Annotated in this window: 18 protein-coding genes; 5 read left to right on the top strand and 13 right to left on the bottom strand. The window is 29.6% G+C overall.

Annotated elements, in window-relative coordinates; genetic code table 11:
• Nucleotides 1-23 precede the first annotated feature (23 nt).
• Complete coding sequence (locus FMM56_RS08505; protein WP_150139975.1) at nucleotides 24-389, top strand: histidine triad nucleotide-binding protein; 366 nt, start codon at nucleotides 24-26, stop codon at nucleotides 387-389.
• On the opposite strand, the gene mnmG is transcribed toward FMM56_RS08505, so the two are convergent.
• The 8 genes from mnmG to FMM56_RS08465 form a co-directional block, all read right to left on the bottom strand.
• Nucleotides 390-2252, bottom strand: a complete 1863-nt coding sequence (mnmG, locus tag FMM56_RS08500; RefSeq protein WP_150139974.1) for a tRNA uridine-5-carboxymethylaminomethyl(34) synthesis enzyme MnmG — start codon at nucleotides 2250-2252, stop codon at nucleotides 390-392.
• 75 nt (nucleotides 2253-2327) lie between these two features.
• Nucleotides 2328-3698: a methyl-accepting chemotaxis protein gene (locus tag FMM56_RS08495; RefSeq protein WP_150139973.1), complete on the bottom strand. Its 1371-nt coding sequence runs from the start codon at nucleotides 3696-3698 to the stop codon at nucleotides 2328-2330.
• Between the two features lie 3 nt (nucleotides 3699-3701).
• Nucleotides 3702-4199, bottom strand: coding sequence for a PAS domain-containing protein (locus FMM56_RS08490; protein ID WP_150139972.1), 498 nt, complete (start codon nucleotides 4197-4199; stop codon nucleotides 3702-3704).
• A gap of 94 nt (nucleotides 4200-4293) precedes the next feature.
• Entirely contained in the window at nucleotides 4294-5163 is an 870-nt protein-coding gene (locus tag FMM56_RS08485) for a 1-aminocyclopropane-1-carboxylate deaminase/D-cysteine desulfhydrase (protein ID WP_150139971.1), read from the bottom strand.
• A complete protein-coding gene (locus FMM56_RS08480; RefSeq protein WP_150139970.1) occupies nucleotides 5150-6094 on the bottom strand; it encodes an OmpA family protein in 945 nt (314 codons plus the stop codon). Before FMM56_RS08480 ends, FMM56_RS08485 begins: the two co-directional genes overlap by 14 nt.
• Nucleotides 6095-7477: a MotA/TolQ/ExbB proton channel family protein gene (locus FMM56_RS08475; protein WP_150208382.1), complete on the bottom strand. Its 1383-nt coding sequence runs from the start codon at nucleotides 7475-7477 to the stop codon at nucleotides 6095-6097. It lies immediately after the preceding gene.
• A gap of 19 nt (nucleotides 7478-7496) precedes the next feature.
• Nucleotides 7497-8561, bottom strand: a complete 1065-nt coding sequence (fbaA, locus tag FMM56_RS08470; RefSeq protein ID WP_150208379.1) for a class II fructose-bisphosphate aldolase — start codon at nucleotides 8559-8561, stop codon at nucleotides 7497-7499.
• Nucleotides 8561-9376, bottom strand: a complete 816-nt coding sequence (locus tag FMM56_RS08465) for a peptidylprolyl isomerase (RefSeq protein WP_150208394.1) — start codon at nucleotides 9374-9376, stop codon at nucleotides 8561-8563. The genes fbaA and FMM56_RS08465 overlap by 1 nt, the downstream gene beginning before the upstream one ends.
• Before the next feature lie 76 nt (nucleotides 9377-9452).
• Here FMM56_RS08465 and nth point away from each other — a divergent pair, with 76 nt between their 5' ends.
• Both nth and FMM56_RS08455 read left to right on the top strand, forming a co-directional pair.
• Nucleotides 9453-10076: an endonuclease III gene (gene nth / locus FMM56_RS08460; protein WP_150139967.1), complete on the top strand. Its 624-nt coding sequence runs from the start codon at nucleotides 9453-9455 to the stop codon at nucleotides 10074-10076.
• Nucleotides 10077-10219: 143 nt separating this feature from the next.
• A complete protein-coding gene (locus FMM56_RS08455) occupies nucleotides 10220-11200 on the top strand; it encodes a hypothetical protein (protein WP_150208377.1) in 981 nt (326 codons plus the stop codon).
• Nucleotide 11201: 1 nt separating this feature from the next.
• Here the strand turns inward: FMM56_RS08455 and FMM56_RS08450 are convergent, their stop codons facing one another.
• Genes FMM56_RS08450 through FMM56_RS08435 form a run of 4 tightly spaced genes read right to left on the bottom strand, consistent with a single transcriptional unit; the run spans nucleotide 11202 to nucleotide 13883 of the window.
• Nucleotides 11202-11936, bottom strand: a complete 735-nt coding sequence (locus tag FMM56_RS08450) for an amino acid ABC transporter ATP-binding protein (RefSeq protein ID WP_150208374.1) — start codon at nucleotides 11934-11936, stop codon at nucleotides 11202-11204.
• A 1-nt stretch (nucleotide 11937) separates the two neighbouring features.
• Nucleotides 11938-12594, bottom strand: coding sequence for an amino acid ABC transporter permease (locus tag FMM56_RS08445; protein ID WP_150208371.1), 657 nt, complete (start codon nucleotides 12592-12594; stop codon nucleotides 11938-11940).
• Complete coding sequence (locus FMM56_RS08440; protein ID WP_150139963.1) at nucleotides 12587-13288, bottom strand: amino acid ABC transporter permease; 702 nt, start codon at nucleotides 13286-13288, stop codon at nucleotides 12587-12589. Before FMM56_RS08440 ends, FMM56_RS08445 begins: the two co-directional genes overlap by 8 nt.
• Nucleotides 13278-13883, bottom strand: coding sequence for a Crp/Fnr family transcriptional regulator (locus FMM56_RS08435; RefSeq protein ID WP_150208368.1), 606 nt, complete (start codon nucleotides 13881-13883; stop codon nucleotides 13278-13280). The genes FMM56_RS08440 and FMM56_RS08435 overlap by 11 nt, the downstream gene beginning before the upstream one ends.
• Before the next feature lie 74 nt (nucleotides 13884-13957).
• On the opposite strand from FMM56_RS08435, the gene FMM56_RS08430 reads away from it, so the two are divergent.
• A complete protein-coding gene (locus FMM56_RS08430) occupies nucleotides 13958-14338 on the top strand; it encodes a group III truncated hemoglobin (protein ID WP_150139961.1) in 381 nt (126 codons plus the stop codon).
• 52 nt (nucleotides 14339-14390) lie between these two features.
• On the top strand, nucleotides 14391-15566 hold the full coding sequence (locus FMM56_RS08425) for a nucleotide sugar dehydrogenase (protein WP_150208365.1): 1176 nt from the start codon (nucleotides 14391-14393) through the stop codon (nucleotides 15564-15566).
• Between the two features lie 19 nt (nucleotides 15567-15585).
• Here the strand turns inward: FMM56_RS08425 and purH are convergent, their stop codons facing one another.
• Nucleotides 15586-17124, bottom strand: coding sequence for a bifunctional phosphoribosylaminoimidazolecarboxamide formyltransferase/IMP cyclohydrolase (gene purH, locus FMM56_RS08420; protein ID WP_150139959.1), 1539 nt, complete (start codon nucleotides 17122-17124; stop codon nucleotides 15586-15588).
• Between the last annotated feature and the right edge of the window lie 16 nt (nucleotides 17125-17140).

The raw sequence follows: 17140 nt of genomic DNA, 5'->3' as shown, positions 1-17140 counted from the left end.
TCATTTTCAACAAAGGATAAACGATGAGAGAAAAAACCATTTTTGAACTGATAATTGAGGGTAAATTACCTTCTAATAAAGTCTTAGAAGATAATGATTTTCTAGCCTTTCATGATATTCACCCAAGGGCTCCTATTCATATTTTAATTATCCCTAAAAAGCATTTTAAAGATTTCCAAGAATTTAAACCTGAACTTATGGCAAAAATGACTAAATTTATACAAGAATTAGCTGTTTTACTAGGCGTTGATAAAAGTGGTTATCGTTTAATTACAAATTGTGGTAAAAATAGTGGACAAGAAGTTTTTCATCTGCATTTTCATTTATTAGGTGGTATGAAATTACCTCACGATAAGGAAGAAAAGGCAAATCCACAAACCTTATTTTAATTATTTTTTGTGCATTTTAATATGAATTTGTAAAATATCAAGTGCTGCAGGGGTTATACCACTGATTTGAGAGGCTGCAAAAAGAGTTTGAGGGCGAAATTTTTCAAGCTTTTCTACAACTTCATTACTAAGCCCACTTAATGCCTTAAAATCAAAATTTTTAGGGATTTTTAAAGATATTAAGCCTTTCATTTTTTCAACTTGAAGCTTTTGTATGCAAATATAATGATAATACTTTGCCTCGTTTAAAATTTCATTTAAAGAATAATTATCCATATTTTCAAACATTGTATCAAGTTTTTTTAGCTTATCTATGTTAAAACTTATCCTTGCTACTATTTTTTGCAAACTTATTATAGAAGTAATTTTTTCTTCATTTATACTGGCTAAAAAAGCGTTATTTTCATTATTTGGGGTTAATTCTTTATTAAGTAAAAAATCCATTGCCTTATTTAAATTTGAGCGAATATTTTTAATAAAATTAAATTCATCATCGCTTAAAAGTCCAAAATTATAAGCATATTCTCCAAGCCTTAAAATAGCATTTTCCTCTCTTAAAAGAAGTCTAAATTCAGCCCTTGAAGTAAACATTCTATAAGGTTCTTTTGTCCCCTTTGTAACTAAATCATCAATCAAAACACCTATATAGGCCTCGTCCCGTCCTAAAATAAAGGCATCTTTTTTATCAATTGCTAAACTTGCATTAATACCTGCCATAAAGCCTTGTGCTGCTGCTTCTTCATAGCCTGTGGTACCATTAATCTGCCCTGCACAATATAAATTTTTAATTTTCTTAGTTTCTAAGCTATGATAAAGTTCAGTGGGCTCAATATAATCATACTCAATAGCATAGCCAAAACGCGTAATATCAGCATTTTCAAAGCCCTTTATACTTCTTAGCATTGAAATTTGCACATCATAAGGCAAAGAGGTTGAAAAGCCATTTATATAATATTCTGTCGCATCCTTAGTTTGTGGTTCTATAAACAGGTGGTGACTTTCTTTGTCACTAAATCTATTAATCTTATCTTCAATACTAGGACAATACCTAGGCCCCACCCCTTCAATTTGCCCTGTAAAAAGTGGAGCCCTATAAAAATTTGACCTGATTATTTCATGAGTATTTTTATTTGTTCTTGCTATATAGCAAGGAAGTTGAGTGGGATTAAAATTTTTGGAACGAAAACTAAAAGGCTTTGGATTCTCATCCCCATTTTGAAGTTCTAAAACGCTAAAATCAATACTTTTTGCATTAACCCTAGGACAGGTACCAGTTTTCAAACGACCCATTTTAAGCCCACTTTGTTTTAAAAAATTGCCTAAATTTATAGAGGCTAATTCCCCAACCCTACCTGATTCAAGCTTATTTTCTCCTATGTGTATAAGCCCATTTAAAAAGGTGCCTGTTGTAAGAATTATTTTTTTAGCTAAATAATTATTTTGTAAATTTGTGCTAAGGCCTTTAACTTCGTTATTTTCAATGATCAAAGAAAGAACTTGTTCTTGAGAAATATCTAAATTTTTAAGCCTTAAAAGCTTGTTTCTGGCTATTATTTTATATTGGTCCATATCAATTTGAGCCCTGCTACCCCTAACAGCTACACCCTTACTTTCATTTAAAATACGAAATTGAATTCCTGCTTCATCGGTAATTAAGGGCATTAAGCCACCAAGTGCATCAAGTTCTTTAACCAAATGCCCCTTAGCAAGTCCTCCTATTGCAGGGTTACAACTAGCAGCTGCGATTTGTTCTATCAAGGTAGTTAAAAGCAGTGTTTTTTTACCCATTTTAGCACTTACCCAACTAGCCTCTATACCAGCATGACCCCCACCGATAACTATAATATCGTAATTATTTTGCATATTTATCCTAAATTTATTTAAAGATTACGATTATAATATATTTTTAACTAAATTTGACTTAATAATTAAGCTTAATCATTCTTTTAATTTTCTTAAAAGTTCGTTACTTTGTTCTTCAAGTATCTTTATGTCTTTAAGTATCAGATCGCAAGCATTTTGGTCAATCGTTAACTTAGAAGTACTAATTGCTTCTTTTGCCTTGCTTTGTATGATATTTTTACTAGTGTTAAATTCTTCTTCGCTAACATATTCAAAGATAACTTCTTTTGCCTTTTTTTCGTTGCAAAGTTTAGAAATAGGGTCGATACTTAAACAATCAAAGTCCTGCGTTCCATTTAAACTTAAATACACATTTGATTTATATAAAATATGATCAAGCTTTAAAACAGATAAAACAAGCCTTTTTGCAAAGGCATTAAAGCCACCAAAAAGCGATGAACTATGATTTTCAAGCCTAGAAAAGGCGTGAGAAAAATTATTTATCTTTTCTTCTGCATTTTTTACTATATCAAAAATTTGTTGGCTATTTTCTTGTATACTTGTAAAATCTTGTTGCATGGTTTGAATGCCTATGGCTATTTCATTTGTTGATTTTTGCGTTCTTTCTGAAAGCTGTCTTACTTCATCAGCCACCACTGCAAAACCTCTGCCATGTTCTCCTGCTCTAGCCGCCTCAATTGCTGCATTAAGGGCAAGTAAATTTGTTTGAGAGGCTATATCTTTGATAACATCAACGATTGAAACTATATTTTGAGAATTTACCCCAAAAGTTTCCACGCTTTGCTTACTTGAATCTACCATATCTAAAAGTGAAGTTATAGAACTTTGTAATTCATCAACATCCTTGCCATTTTCATTAGATACCTCGGTTATTGAATTTACCACCTTATGCACATCTTGCATATAAACAATATCTTTATTTAGGGTGTCTGAAATTTCAACCATATCTTTATTTTGATTACTTAGGCTTAAATCCATTAAGGACTTTGAAAGGGCATTTTTTACACTTGATTTTGAAGTAAGTTCTATATTATCAAGGGCCTCGTTTATAAAATCAATATTATGGGCAAAAATTCCCTTTAAACCTTGTGGCAATGCCTTTCTATAAAATTCATGTCTTTGAGAGCACATAATAGAGGTATTAATCTCTCTTAAATACGCCTCAAGTTCGTCTATCATATCATTTAAACAATTTGCAATAGTAGCTAACTTTTTATCCTTGCTACTAGTATAAACAACCCTGCTGTCGAAATTTCCTTGCTGTAATTGCTTTGAAAGGGTTAAAATTTTATCTATCATGCTTTGCGAATTCGAATAATAAAACAAAGTATATATAAACAAAGAAAGCAAAAGTATAAAAAATACTAAACAAATATAAGCATTAAAAAAACTAGATACAATACCACAAAAACTAAGCACTAAGCCTAAAATAATAAGATTTTTCATTTTTTACCTTGCGTTTTTTTGTAAGTGTAAGATTAATTGATTATAGGTCATTTTATGCGAATTTACCACCTCTAACAAGGTATCAACACCTGCTTTTATGCCACCCTTGCTTTCAGCTTCAAGCATAGAAGAATAAAGCTTTTCTATGATAGGCAAGGCCTTTCTATTTGGGGCACGGCGAACAGAATAATAATTTATAATTTCTTTACTTTCATTAAAAGAAGCCGTGATATTTGCAAATACCCAGTAAAACTGCCCACTTTTAGCCTTATTTTTCACAAAGGCAAAAATTTCATTGCCTTGTTTAATATAATCCCATAAACATTTAAAAACAGCCTTTGGCATATCTTTATGGCGTACTATATTGTGAGGTTTGTATAAAATTTCTTTTGTTGTGTAACCTGCGTATTTTAAAAAGTCTGAATTTGCATAAATTATATCGCCTTTTAAGTTTGTTTTTGAGGTTATTAAAGTATCATCAGCTACGATAATTTCATCCATGGTAAGCCTTTAAATTTTAATAATCATTTATTTTAGTAAATTTAGCGTTAAAGGTCAATAAAAATTAAATGAAAAATAATATATTTGGCGATTTTTACATAAATTTTTTAAATTCATAACGTTTAAGCATTGATATATTGCCTATAAGCCCTCCTTGGTGTATGTATAAAAGTGGATTTTTAAAAATATTTTTGTGTTTTAAAATACAAAGCAAACCAAGACTATCATATAATAAATCAAATTCTATTTGAGTTTGTTTTAAAATTTCTTTATATATTTTAATAAATTCAGCATAAGGCTTAGCAAAATGATATTTTTTATCTAAGCTTAAAATATGCAAATTTGAAAAATCATAATCCTTAATAAGCGTTAAAATTTGGTCCTTTAAATAAATTTCATCACCCACGCAAAAAGTGGTAAAAACCTTAAATTTAGAATGTTTTGCCAAAAAAGCTGCAGAGGTGCCAGTTCCTGATGGCAAAAATATATCAAATTCTATGTTTAAATTTCTAGCTTGTAATTCAATCTCTTTTGCAAGTTCCTTATATCCAAATTCTGCCTCATTTTGAGCAATACCTTCATTTAAAAAAAATTCATTATCTTTTTTTAAAGAATAGGCAAATTCTTTTAAGGATAATTTTGAAGTATTTTCTATAAAATTTGTGCCATAATTTAAGGCATAAAGGTAGTTTCCACAAGGATTATTTTTTAAAAAATTTGAGATTTTAGCATGAACAAAATTTAATTTATAGTCTCTTTGTTTAGTAAAGATTGCCAAGGCTAGTAAAGCGTTACTTTGCGTTCCACCATAGCTTAAAAAGCCTTGTCCTTTTGGATAATTTTTAGACATAAAAAAGGCTAATTTTCTAGCCTTATTGCCATTAATTAAACCTAATTCATCATCTCTTTTAACATAAAATTCAAAACCTTTAAATTTAATTTTGTCAATTCTAGTTAAATTCAAAAAAATTCTCTAAGTCTTTTAAGGCATAATTTGTTTTAATGATAAATTTTATCTCCATTCTTTGGCTTGCATCCTTATCTTCAACGCCGTTTTTAAGGATAGGCACAGAAGAAGAACGGCCACTTGCGATTAAAAATTTATGTAATTTATTGTCTTTATTAAAAGTATAAATAAAATTCATAAGCTCATATGCCCTTTTTTGAGATAAATCAAGATTATAAACATAGGACCCATCGCTACTTGTATGACCTTCTATAAGTATATTTTCTATATTTAAATAAAGTTTTTCATCGTTTAAAATCACTTCAAAATATTTAGTTAAAAAATTTCTAAGCCTTACCTTAACTTCATCTTTTAAAACATAAGAATCTTTTCCAAATAAATTCGTAGCAGATAGCACAATAGACCCTGTTTTATCATTTATACTTATATTATTATCTAAATCATCAAGCTTTAATTTAAGATTTTTACTAAGATTTGTACGAAGTAAGCCTAAATTTTGTACCTTTTGCTTTGCAATGCCAAATTTATCTTGCCAAGCTTGTATAATCTCATCTCTTCTTTCAAGCTGTCCAAGAAGTATCAAAACTTGCCTGTCTTTGCTATCTAAACTCGCGTTTTTTTCGCTATTAAATGAGACATTTGAATCTTTTACTAATTTTTCAAATTTGTTAAATTCCACTACTTCTTTGCTTTTGCTTAAATCTTTTCCAAGTTGTTCTATGAGATTTTCTTTTACTTTTAATTCTTCGCTACTTAATCTAATGTGTTCTTCTTGGGCATCCAGGCTTTGCTTTATCTCTTTTAAATCACTTTGAGCTAAGACATATTTTACAATCACAGCCCCGATAATTAAAATAAATACAAAAAGCAGTCCTGCCATCAAATCAGCATAGGCTATCCAAAAAGCACTTTCTTCTTTTTTTTTCATTTATTCACCGCTATTTTTATTATCAGGAGTAGAATTTTTAACTTCCTTAGCCTCTTTCATTTTTTGTTCTAAAACTTTTTCATCTTTTTCTTCTTCAAGCCTTGAAATCATGGCACTTGCTTCGCTATCTATAAGCTTAATCTCTTGTTTTAGATTATCCATCATTTGAATATTTGAATCTATATTTTTTTCTTCTTCATAAACTTCTTTAAAACGATGCATACCCTCGATTAAGGTATCCTTAAAGCCATTAAAGATTTTTTCTTGATTTTCAAGCATATGTCTTTCATAAAGCTCAAAACCTCTTTGAAATCTCTCAACCCTTTGATCAAAATTTAAAAGCGTTTTGTCAAGGTGTTGAGTTTTTTCATTGCTTATATCTAATAAGCGATTGTAATGCTCGCTCATTCTTGTACTTATCTCTCTTAAATTGTGGCTTAAAACACTGGTAGCATTTAGCATATCAGCATAAAGTTTATTTAAATCCCTTTGTTCTCTTTGAGATTTACCAAGTTCAGCCATGGTTTGTTTAATGTGTTCAGCACCTAATATAATGGTCTTTTCTTCCTTATCAAGCATATCTTTAAATAAATCAAATTTTCTCTCTATGGTTTTATCTAAATCAGCGAAGAAATTTTCGTTGCTAACTTGATTAAAAATTAATCCTATTTTTTCAAAATGTTGTAAGCTTTCGCTTAAATACCTTTGGTCTAATTCTTCTTTAGTCCAAAAAAAGCCACTTGTTGATTTTTTTTGTCTATTTAAAAGCGTGATTAATTTACTTGTACCAAATTTTTCAAAAAATAACCACCAAAGGGCTAAAAAAATTCCATAAATAGAGATATAAAAAGCAGTTGCAACCCCACTTAAAAGCTGTGCTATTTCTTGTTCTAAGGCTATTGTATCACTTGAGGTAAAATTTGGTAAAGAAATAGCAATGCTTATAAAGGTGCCTAAAATTCCAAGCATAGGAAAAACACTAGGAGCAATTGCTGCGAATTTCTCATTCCTTGCAACCTTTATATACTCATAGGCAAAGTCATCAAAATTTGCATTTGATTTTGTATCCTTGCCCACGGTTAAAAAATGCTTCATAATATGGCTTTTTAGGGCTTGTTTAAACTCATCTTTTTGTTGTTCGAAAATATTATAAGCGTATTCTGCGTTATGTCTAGCAAAGATTAAGGATACTACATAAATAATTGCTATCATAACAAAGGTATGAATTTGTATAGGGAAGGGAATATAATTAAAATAACCAAGCAAAACAAATAAAAAAATCAAACTTGGTAAAAAAACTATCTTAGTATAAACAAAATATCCCTTTTTCTCTCTACTCTCAGGTAAGATGAGTTCTGAAATTTCTTCTGATTTTATATCCATTTTAAACCCTATTAAAAGCTTAATTTCTATTAATGCAATTTAAATTTTCAAAGGCAATTTCTAAACGTTTAATCATACTTTCTTCGCCACTTCTTAACCAAACGCGTGGGTCATAGTATTTTTTATTAGGCTTATCATCGCCTGTTGGATTTCCAATTTGTCCTTGTAAATAGGCCCTATTTTCAAGCTCATAACCTCTTATGCCATCCCAAAAAGCCCACTGAGTATCTGTGTCTATATTCATTTTTATAACACCATAACTAACAGCGTCTTTAATGTCTTTTAACTCGCTACCACTACCACCATGGAAGACAAAATTTATAGGCTTATCGCTATTTAACTTAAATTTATCCTTAATAAAACTTTGAGAATTCTTTAAAATGCTAGGTTGCAAACTAACATTGCCAGGCTTATAAACACCATGTACATTACCAAAACTAGCAGCTATTGTAAAATTTTTACTAATTTTGCTTAATCTCTCATAAGCAAGGGCTACGTCCTGAGGTTGCGTATAAAGCTTAGCGTTATCAATGCCTGTATTATCCACGCCATCTTCTTCTCCACCAGTACAACCCAGTTCTAATTCCAAAGAAATTTCAAGTTCTTCAAATTTCTTTAAGTACTCTTCACAAGTGCTTAAATTTTCTTCTAAACTTTCCTCACTTAAATCAAGCATATGAGAACTAAATAAAGCCATACCTTCTTTTGCCTTAAATTCAGCATTTGCCTTAATTAATCCATTTATCCAAGGAAGTAATTTTCTAGCAGCATGGTCAGTGTGCAAAATCACAGGTATCCCATAAGCACTAGCTAGTAAATGAACATGCTTTGCCCCGCTAATGGCACCTAAAACATCGGCATTCGGACAATTTTTACCAGCATAAAATTTTGCCCCACCATTTGAAAATTGTATAATGACAGGGGAATTTACCTTTTTAGCACTTTCTAAAACAGCATTTATAGAATTTGTACCTACAACATTTACAGCAGGTATTGCAAAATTTTCTGCCTTGGCGTATTCATAAATTTTATTTAAATCATTTCCTTGAACAACACCGGCTTTTACTATATCTAAAACGCCCATTATTTAATATCCACTTTTGCAGCTTTACCTAATTCCTCGCCCTTTTGACTCATTACCTTTCTAAGTTCTTCAGCTTTTAAGGCGTTTTCAATGCCATCCTTTACCTCATCATAAGTTCTTTGTTTTTTAGCTTGTGAGTTTTCTTTAAGGATAATATGATAACCAAAATTTGTCTTTACAGGGGTCTTGCTCATCTCGCCATTTTTTAAAGAAAAGGCTACATCTGTGAAATTTTTAACCATAGTATTTTGGTCAAACCATCCAAGTTCGCCACCATTTGTAGCTGAACCTGGGTCCTTTGACTTAGTCCTAGCAACCTCGCTAAATTTAGTTTTTAACTCATCACCCTTGAAATTTTTAAGCTCATTTATAATGTCCTTTGCATCTTTTTCATTTTCAACTAAAATATGTCTTGCTTGAACCCTTGCTGGTTCCACGAATTTATCTTTATTGCTATCATAAAAAGATTTTATTTTTGCATTGTCGATTTTAATCTTATCAAACATTTTTTTCTCATAAGTACTTACTAATACTTGTTCTTTTGCCTTTTCAAGTGTTTGAATATAAAATGAATCCTTTTCTAAATTTTGCTTTTTAGCATCTTCAATAATCAATTCTCTTAATACATATTGAACCACTAAAGTTCTTTGTTCGTTTTGAGATAAAGAACTAAAAGAACGACCTCTAAGAATCGATTCAAATTCTTTAGCAACTTCTGTATCGCTAATATTTTTACCATTAACTGTGGCAACTGTAGCTGCATTTAAAGAAGTGCCCATAAGTAAGGTTGCTACAACTAAAGAAAGTTTTTTAATCATTTTTTTATCCTTTTGAAAAAATTTATTTAATTATAGCTAAACTTGGTTAAAGCTAATTAATTAAAATAAAAAAATGAAAAGAAATTTAAAAATTAAAGAACTTTTTTTACAAAAGTATCAAAATCCTACTACTGAACTTAAATTTAATAATTTATATGAGCTTTTAGTTTGCGTTATGCTTTCTGCACAATGTACGGATAAAAGAGTAAATTTAATCACCCCTGCACTTTTTAAAACTTACCCTGATATAAATACCCTTTGTAATGCCAAAATAACGCACTTAAAAAGCCTTATACAAAGTTGTTCTTTTTTTAACAATAAGGCAGAAAATTTAATAAAAATGGCTAAGGCTGTTAAGCAAAATTTTAAGGGAGAAATTCCACTTAATGAAGATGATTTAAAATCCTTAGCAGGTGTAGGGCAAAAAACAGCCCATGTTGTTTTAATAGAATGGTGCGGGGCAAATTTTATGGCCGTTGATACCCATGTTTTTCGCGTAGCACATCGCTTAAATTTAAGCAAGGCAAAGACCCCTGAATTAACCGAAAAGGATTTAAGTGCTATTTTTGTGGATAATTTAAATTATTTACACCAAGCAATGGTCCTTTTTGGTAGATATATTTGCAAGGCTAAAAATCCACTTTGCAAGGAATGCTTTTTAAGTGAGTTTTGCAAAAGCAAGGACAAAATTTTATAAGCATGAAAAATTTATTTAACTTAACTTTACTTTTTTAAACACTTTTATGTAAAAAATTTGACAAATTTACACACTTTATAAAATGCTAAGAAAAAATAGAATAAATTCTAAGTTCAAGGGAAGTAAAATACAAGGGGATATAAATGAAAAAAATAAGCTACTTAGTATTTGCATTATTTTTTGTAGCTTGTTCAAACAAAATAACTCAAGCAAAGCTAAATCTTAATAATGAAATTTTACAATTTGAAAGAGAAAGGTTACAAGTTTACAAACACATAAAAGAACAATACAAAAAAGATGAAAATATAAAACATTTAATGCAACCTAAAAATCATAAGCAAGATTGTAAGATTATCTATAAAGAAGTAAGCAAGGATTATATAAGTTATATTGATGCTTATTGGGATGGTAGCTGTAAAAATGGCTTTGCTAATGGGCTTGGGAGACTTTTTATAAAAGATAAGCAAAGTGGAATTTTAATTAGAGAATTTATAGAAAGTTATGAAAATGAAAATGTAAGCGAACATTATGCGTACGACCCATTAAATGAGCTTTTTTATTTGATTGCAAATGAAAATATGAGTAAAATTTTTCGCCTTAGCGATGATGATATTATCGTAGAAACTAAGATTGTAGATTTTGATAATATGCTAGTTTATAGAATGGAAGAATCAACCTTATTTTCTAGCATAGTTTATTCTAAGCAGTATCCAAATTTTGCCTATTTGCTAAGTGATTATTCACAAAATAATTTAATAGAAGAAAAATACATTTTTGTGCCTGTAAATATGGCAGGAAGAAGTGATGGATATAATATAATTAGCTTAAAAAATGGCAAAAGCTTTAGCAATTTTTATCAAAATGGAACTAAGATAAAAGATATTAAGCTTGATGATGCTTATATAGACTATGTTAAAAATATAGCAGATGATATAACAAGGCAAATTTTAGCCACTAAAAAGCCCTTAGAAAATGCAAATAAGCAAGTAGAACTTTATAAAGAAAGAATTTGTAAGGATGATATAAGAGTTAATTTTATGAAAAATGATGATTATAAGGCAATTTGTGACTTAGAGATAGAATTTAAAGATATAAAAATGGACTTTGAAGGCTTGTTAAAATAACTTAAGTATGATAATCAAATAAATTTAAGAATTTCTTCGCTCTTTTTGAGTGAGGATTTTCAAAAAATGCCTTTGGGGTATTAGTTTCTACGATTTGTCCTTCATCCATGAAAACAATCTTATCAGCAACTGCTTTAGCAAAGCCCATTTCATGCGTTACTATAAGCATGGTCATACCTTCTTTAGCTAAATTTAAAATCACCTCTAAAACCTCTCTAACAATTTCAGGGTCAAGTGCAGCAGTAACTTCATCAAAAAGCATTAATTTTGGATTCATACAAAGGCTTCTAACTATGGCAATCCTTTGTTTTTGCCCTCCACTTAACTGCCTTGGGTAAGCATCTATTTTATGAGCTAAGCCAACCTTTTCAAGCCACATTTTAGCCTCTTGTAAAATTTCATCTTTCTTTCTTTTTTGTACCTTTAAAGGACCTAAACATATATTTTCTTTAACACTTAAATGTTCAAACAATTCATAAGATTGAAAAACCATTCCTACCTTTTGGCGAATTTTAGTCCATTCTTTAAAATCTTTTGTTATTTTTTCATTTTCTATATAAATACTTCCATCCTTAATCTCTTCAAGCCCATTTATGCACCTTAAAAGCGTAGATTTACCACAGCCACTTGGTCCTAAAATCACTACAACCTCGCTTTGCTTAACTTCTAAATTTATATCTTTTAAAACCTGATGAGTTCCATAGAATTTTTGTAAATTTTCTATCTTTAAAATCATTCTAACTCCATTTTTTTTCTAATTTTTTTGAATATAAAGATAAGGGATAGCACACTAAAAAATATATGAAAAATATCAAACCATAGATTATAAAGGGTGCTAAGTCGTTTTTATTGTGAAGTTCTATAATTTGCTGCCCTACTTTTACAAGTTCAACTGCTCCTATTAAATAAGCAAAGGTAGTACTTTTTATCATTCTAGTTAATAAATTTATACTTGCAGGGGTTAATCTTGCAAAGGCTTGTGGAATAATAATAAAAAAATAAGTTTGTCTTGTGTTTAATCCTAATGAGGCCGCACTTTCGTATTGGTGTTTTGGTATGCTTTTTAATGAAGAACGAACTAAATCCATCATTTCTAAACTGCCCCAAATACTAAATACGATAATAGTAGAATTTACTGAGTTTATATTGATATTTAACCACCTTGAAAAGCCAAAATACACTATAAAAAGCCATACAAGCAAGGGCATTACCCTAACAAATTCTAAGCCAAAACGACACAAAGCATAAGTATATGGATTTTTAAGACACATTATAATGCCTAAAATTAAGCCAAAAACAGAGGTAAAAATCAAGCTTATAACTGAAATTTCAAGGGTTATAAAAAGTCCTTGCCAAAGTCTATAAAAGGTGTTTAAACTAAGTAAATCAACCATTTATTAGCCTTTTTTCATACCAAGATAAGATTAAAGAAAGTGGCAAGATTATAATTAAATAAGACATAAAAAGCATAAATAAAAGCTCATCCGTCTTATAGGTCAAGGAATTTAAATTTTTCATCAAAGTAACTAAATCAGGCAAAGCTATAATGCTAACTACCGAGGTTTCTTTAATTAAAAAAATAATATTTGCACTAATACTAGGCATTGCGACACTTAAGGCTTGGGGAAAAATTATAAAACGCAAATTTTGCCAATGTGTAAAGCCAAGTGAAAGACCTGCTTCAAATTGCTGTTTTCTCACTGCTTCAAAACCTGCCCTTAAACTTTCAGCCATATAAGAACCACCCAAAAAGCTAAGCCCCACAACAGCACAAGCAAAAGAAGGTCTTAAACTATCATCAACGCTAAGGCATATTAAATCAATTAATGGCAGTTTTTCTAAGTGTATATCAAATTTAGGCAAGGCATAATACAAAAAGAAAAGCTGTATTAAAAGTGGGGTATTCCTTGAAAATTCAATATAAATTTTACAAATCTTTTCTAAAAAATTAAATTTAAAATAAGTCATTAATATACAAAAAAAGCCAATTATAAAAGAAAAAACTATACCAAAAAAACTAAGTTTTATAGTTAAAAAGGCTGCATGTAAAAAGGGCATTATTGAAGTTAGTAAAAAATTATAATCCATACCAAATGCACTCCTTAATAATCTCTTCTTTATCAAGCAAGAAAATTTTACCCTGCTTTGTGTTGATTAAACCTTGAATTTTAAATTCTTTAATTACCCTTGATAATGATTCAACCCTTATATTTAAATAACTTGCAATTTGTTTTTGAGATATTTTAGCTAAATTTCTTTCATTTTCTAAAAGATAATTTAGTAATTTTACTCTCAAGGGCATAGAATTTTGCATTAAATTTTTGCCTAAAATTTGGATTTTTTCAAATAAAGAACTAAGTAAAAGCATATTAAATTTTTCATTTTCCTTACAAAGTCTTTTAAAATCATTTATATTTACTTCTAAAATTTCACTCTCTTCAAGGCATTCAGCATTTGCAGGATAAGGAATTTCTTTTAAGGTAGCCATTTCAGCTATAAAACTTGCAGGCGTAAAAAAATGCAAACTTAATTCTTTATCATTTAAACACTTATAAACACGTACCTTGCCCTTTATTAATATAAGTAAATTCAAAGCTATTTCACCTTCATAGAATAAAATAGCCTTTTTTGGATATTTTTTAACAAGCCCTATATTTTTTAAAAATTCTAAATATTCTTGCATTCCTTAACCCTTGTTAATATTTTAAAATCTTAATTTTGATATATTAACGCTTAGTAAATTTTAAAGGATAAAAAATGTCAAAATACGAAACCATAAATCAAGAAAGCATAGCTAAATTAATGGAAATTTTTTACGAAAAAATAAGAATAGATGAAAATTTAGGACCTATTTTTAATAAGGCAGTTGGGGTTAGTAATGAAGAGTGGAAAAAACATAAGAAAAAAATAGGAAATTTCTGGACTGGAATGTTGCTTGGGGAAGGTGATTATAATGGTCAGCCCTTAAAAAAACATATGGATTTGCCACCTTTTAAGATAGAACTTTTTGATAATTGGTTAAGTTTATTTGAAGAAAGTTTAAAATCAATTTACAATGATGAAATGAGCAATGTTATCTTGCAAAGAGCAAATATGATTGCTAAAAATTTCAAAAAGGCACTTTATCCAAATATTTAAAATTAAAAATAATTTGTTATAATTTTTTCTTTATTAAATTTGAAAGAAAAATATGAAAATAACAATTGTAGGAACTGGTTATGTAGGGCTTTCAAATGCCTTACTTTTAGCCCAACAAAATGAAGTGATAGCCCTTGATATAGATGAGAAAAAAGTAAGTCTTTTAAATGCTAAAAAAAGCCCGATTGATGATAAAGAGATAAAAGAATTTTTAAGCCTTAAAGCCTTAAATTTCAAAGCTACCCTAGATAAAGAAGAAGCCTATAAAAATAGCGATTTTATCATTATTGCAACGCCAACTGATTATAATACACAGAGTAAATTTTTTGATACAAGTTCTATAGAAAGCGTTATAAACGATATTATTAAACTTAATAAAAATGCAAGTATTATTATAAAAAGTACCATACCCATAGGCTATACAAAGAATTTAAAAGATAAATTTAAGGACTTAACTTTATGCTTTTCGCCTGAATTTTTAAGAGAAGGAAAAGCCCTTTATGATAATTTATATCCAAGTAGGATTGTAATAGGTTATAGTGATGAAAAAAGCAAAAAAAGTGGCGAAATTTTTGCTAATTTACTTAAAAATACTGCTTATAAAAAAGAAATACAAATTTTATTTATGAAAAGTGACGAGGCAGAAGCTGTGAAACTTTTTGCAAATACCTATCTAGCAATGCGTGTGGCGTATTTTAATGAGATAGATTCCTTTGCTCTTTCAAAGAATTTAAACGCAAGTGATATTATCAAAGGAATTTGTTTAGATGATAGAATCGGTATGCATTATAATAATCCTAGCTTTGGTTATGGAGGGTATTGCCTGCCAAAGGATACAAAGCAACTTTTGCAAAATTATGAAGATATTCCAAATTCTTTAATTAAAGCAATTGTACAGGCAAATGATATAAGAAAGCATTATATTGTAAAACTTATACTAGAAAAAAAGCCAAAAGTAGTAGGAATTTATCGCCTTGTAATGAAGATGAACTCAGATAATTTTAGACAATCAGCCATTATTGATATAATGAATCTTTTAAAAGAAAAAACTAAGTTAATAATATACGAACCACTCCTTAAAGATAGTGATTTTATGGGTATAAAAATCATTAATGATTTAAATGAATTTAAAGAAAAAAGCGAGTTGATACTTGCAAATAGAAAGTGCGATGAGCTTTTAGATATAGAAGAAAAGGTGTTTAGTAGAGATATTTTCTTGCAAAATTAAGAGCTTAAAACCCTTAATTTTAATGCAAAAAATGCCTAACCTTTGTAAAATAAAGTGCCATGTCATGTTCGTTCGCTGCGTCAATTACTTCTATATCCCTTATACTACCACCTGGCTCAATCACTGCCTTAACGCCAACCTTAGCGGCTTCATCTATACTATCTCTAAATGGAAAAAAGGCCTCACTAGCTAAAACGCAACCTTTTAAATCAATTTTCATTTCTTTAGCCTTTGAAATAGCAACCTTTGCTGCATCAATCCTACTTGTCATTCCCATTCCTATAGCAACTAAAGCACTATCTTTTACATAAACTACATTATTTGACTTAGTAAAAGCTGCGATTGTCATGGCTATTTCCAGGTCCCTTAACTCATCCTTACTTGCCACCCTTTTACTCTTTAAAACTGCATTTTGAAATTCATTTTCTAAAATTTCATCGCTATTTTGATACACAAAACCACCATTTATATGCTTAAAATCATACTTATCAACTGCTTTTAATAAAAACCTACTTTTTTGGGTAAAAATCTTTATACGTTTTTTATTTTCAAAAACCCTTAAAGCATCATCACTAACATTTGCAGCTATTATTACTTCAACATAACTTTCATTAATCTTATTTGCCAAAGTCTCGTCTAAACAACCGTTTATAGCCACTACACCACCATAAGCACTAATACTATCGCATTTTAAGGCATGTATATAGCTTTGTACCAAATTTTCTTTTATAGCAAAACCACAAGCATTACCATGCTTAACAATGGCAACACAAGGTGTGCTCCCAAAGGCAGTAGCTAAATTTAGGGCTGCGTTAATATCTGTTATATTATTAAAACTTGCATCGCCTTTTAATACCTTAAAATTACTAGAAATAAAATTTTCAAATTCATATAAAGCACCACTTTGATGAGGATTTTCTCCATATTTACAATCTAATATCTTTTGACCTACTATAAATTTCTTATTTCCAAAGCCTTCTTTAAATCTTTCATTCATATAATTTGCAATATAAGAATCATAATTTGCAGTATGTTCAAAGGCTTTTATCATTAAACCTCGCCTAAATTCTTCATCATTATAACCATTATTAATAGCATTAATTACCCTTTGATAATCTAAAATGTCACACACCACCAAGACATCTTTATAGTTTTTAGCCGCACTTCGTATTAAAGCAGGACCTCCTATATCTATATTTTCTACTATCTCGTTAAAATCATTTGTAAGCATGGTAGTTTTTTTAAAAGGATATAAATTTACGCATACTAAATCTATGCTTTCTATATCAAATTTTTTAGCTTGACCTGTGTGACTTATATTATTTCTTTTGTATAAAATTCCACCATGAATTCTAGGATGCAAGGTCTTAACCCTGCCTTCAAATAACTCAACACTCTTTGTATACTCACTTACTTCAAGCACCTTTAAACCAGTCTCTTTTAAAAGCTTGTATGTTCCTCCTGTAGATAACAAATCAAAGCCAAGTTTTGCTAAATTTGTAGCAAACTCAACAACTCCTTTTTTGTCACTTACACTAATTAATGCCTTTTTTTTCATTTTTAATCCTTTAAAT

It is taken from the genome of Campylobacter sp. LR264d, from assembly GCF_008633895.1.
GTDB lineage: Bacteria > Campylobacterota > Campylobacteria > Campylobacterales > Campylobacteraceae > Campylobacter_D.
This window is presented reverse-complemented; position numbering and strand designations above follow the sequence as displayed.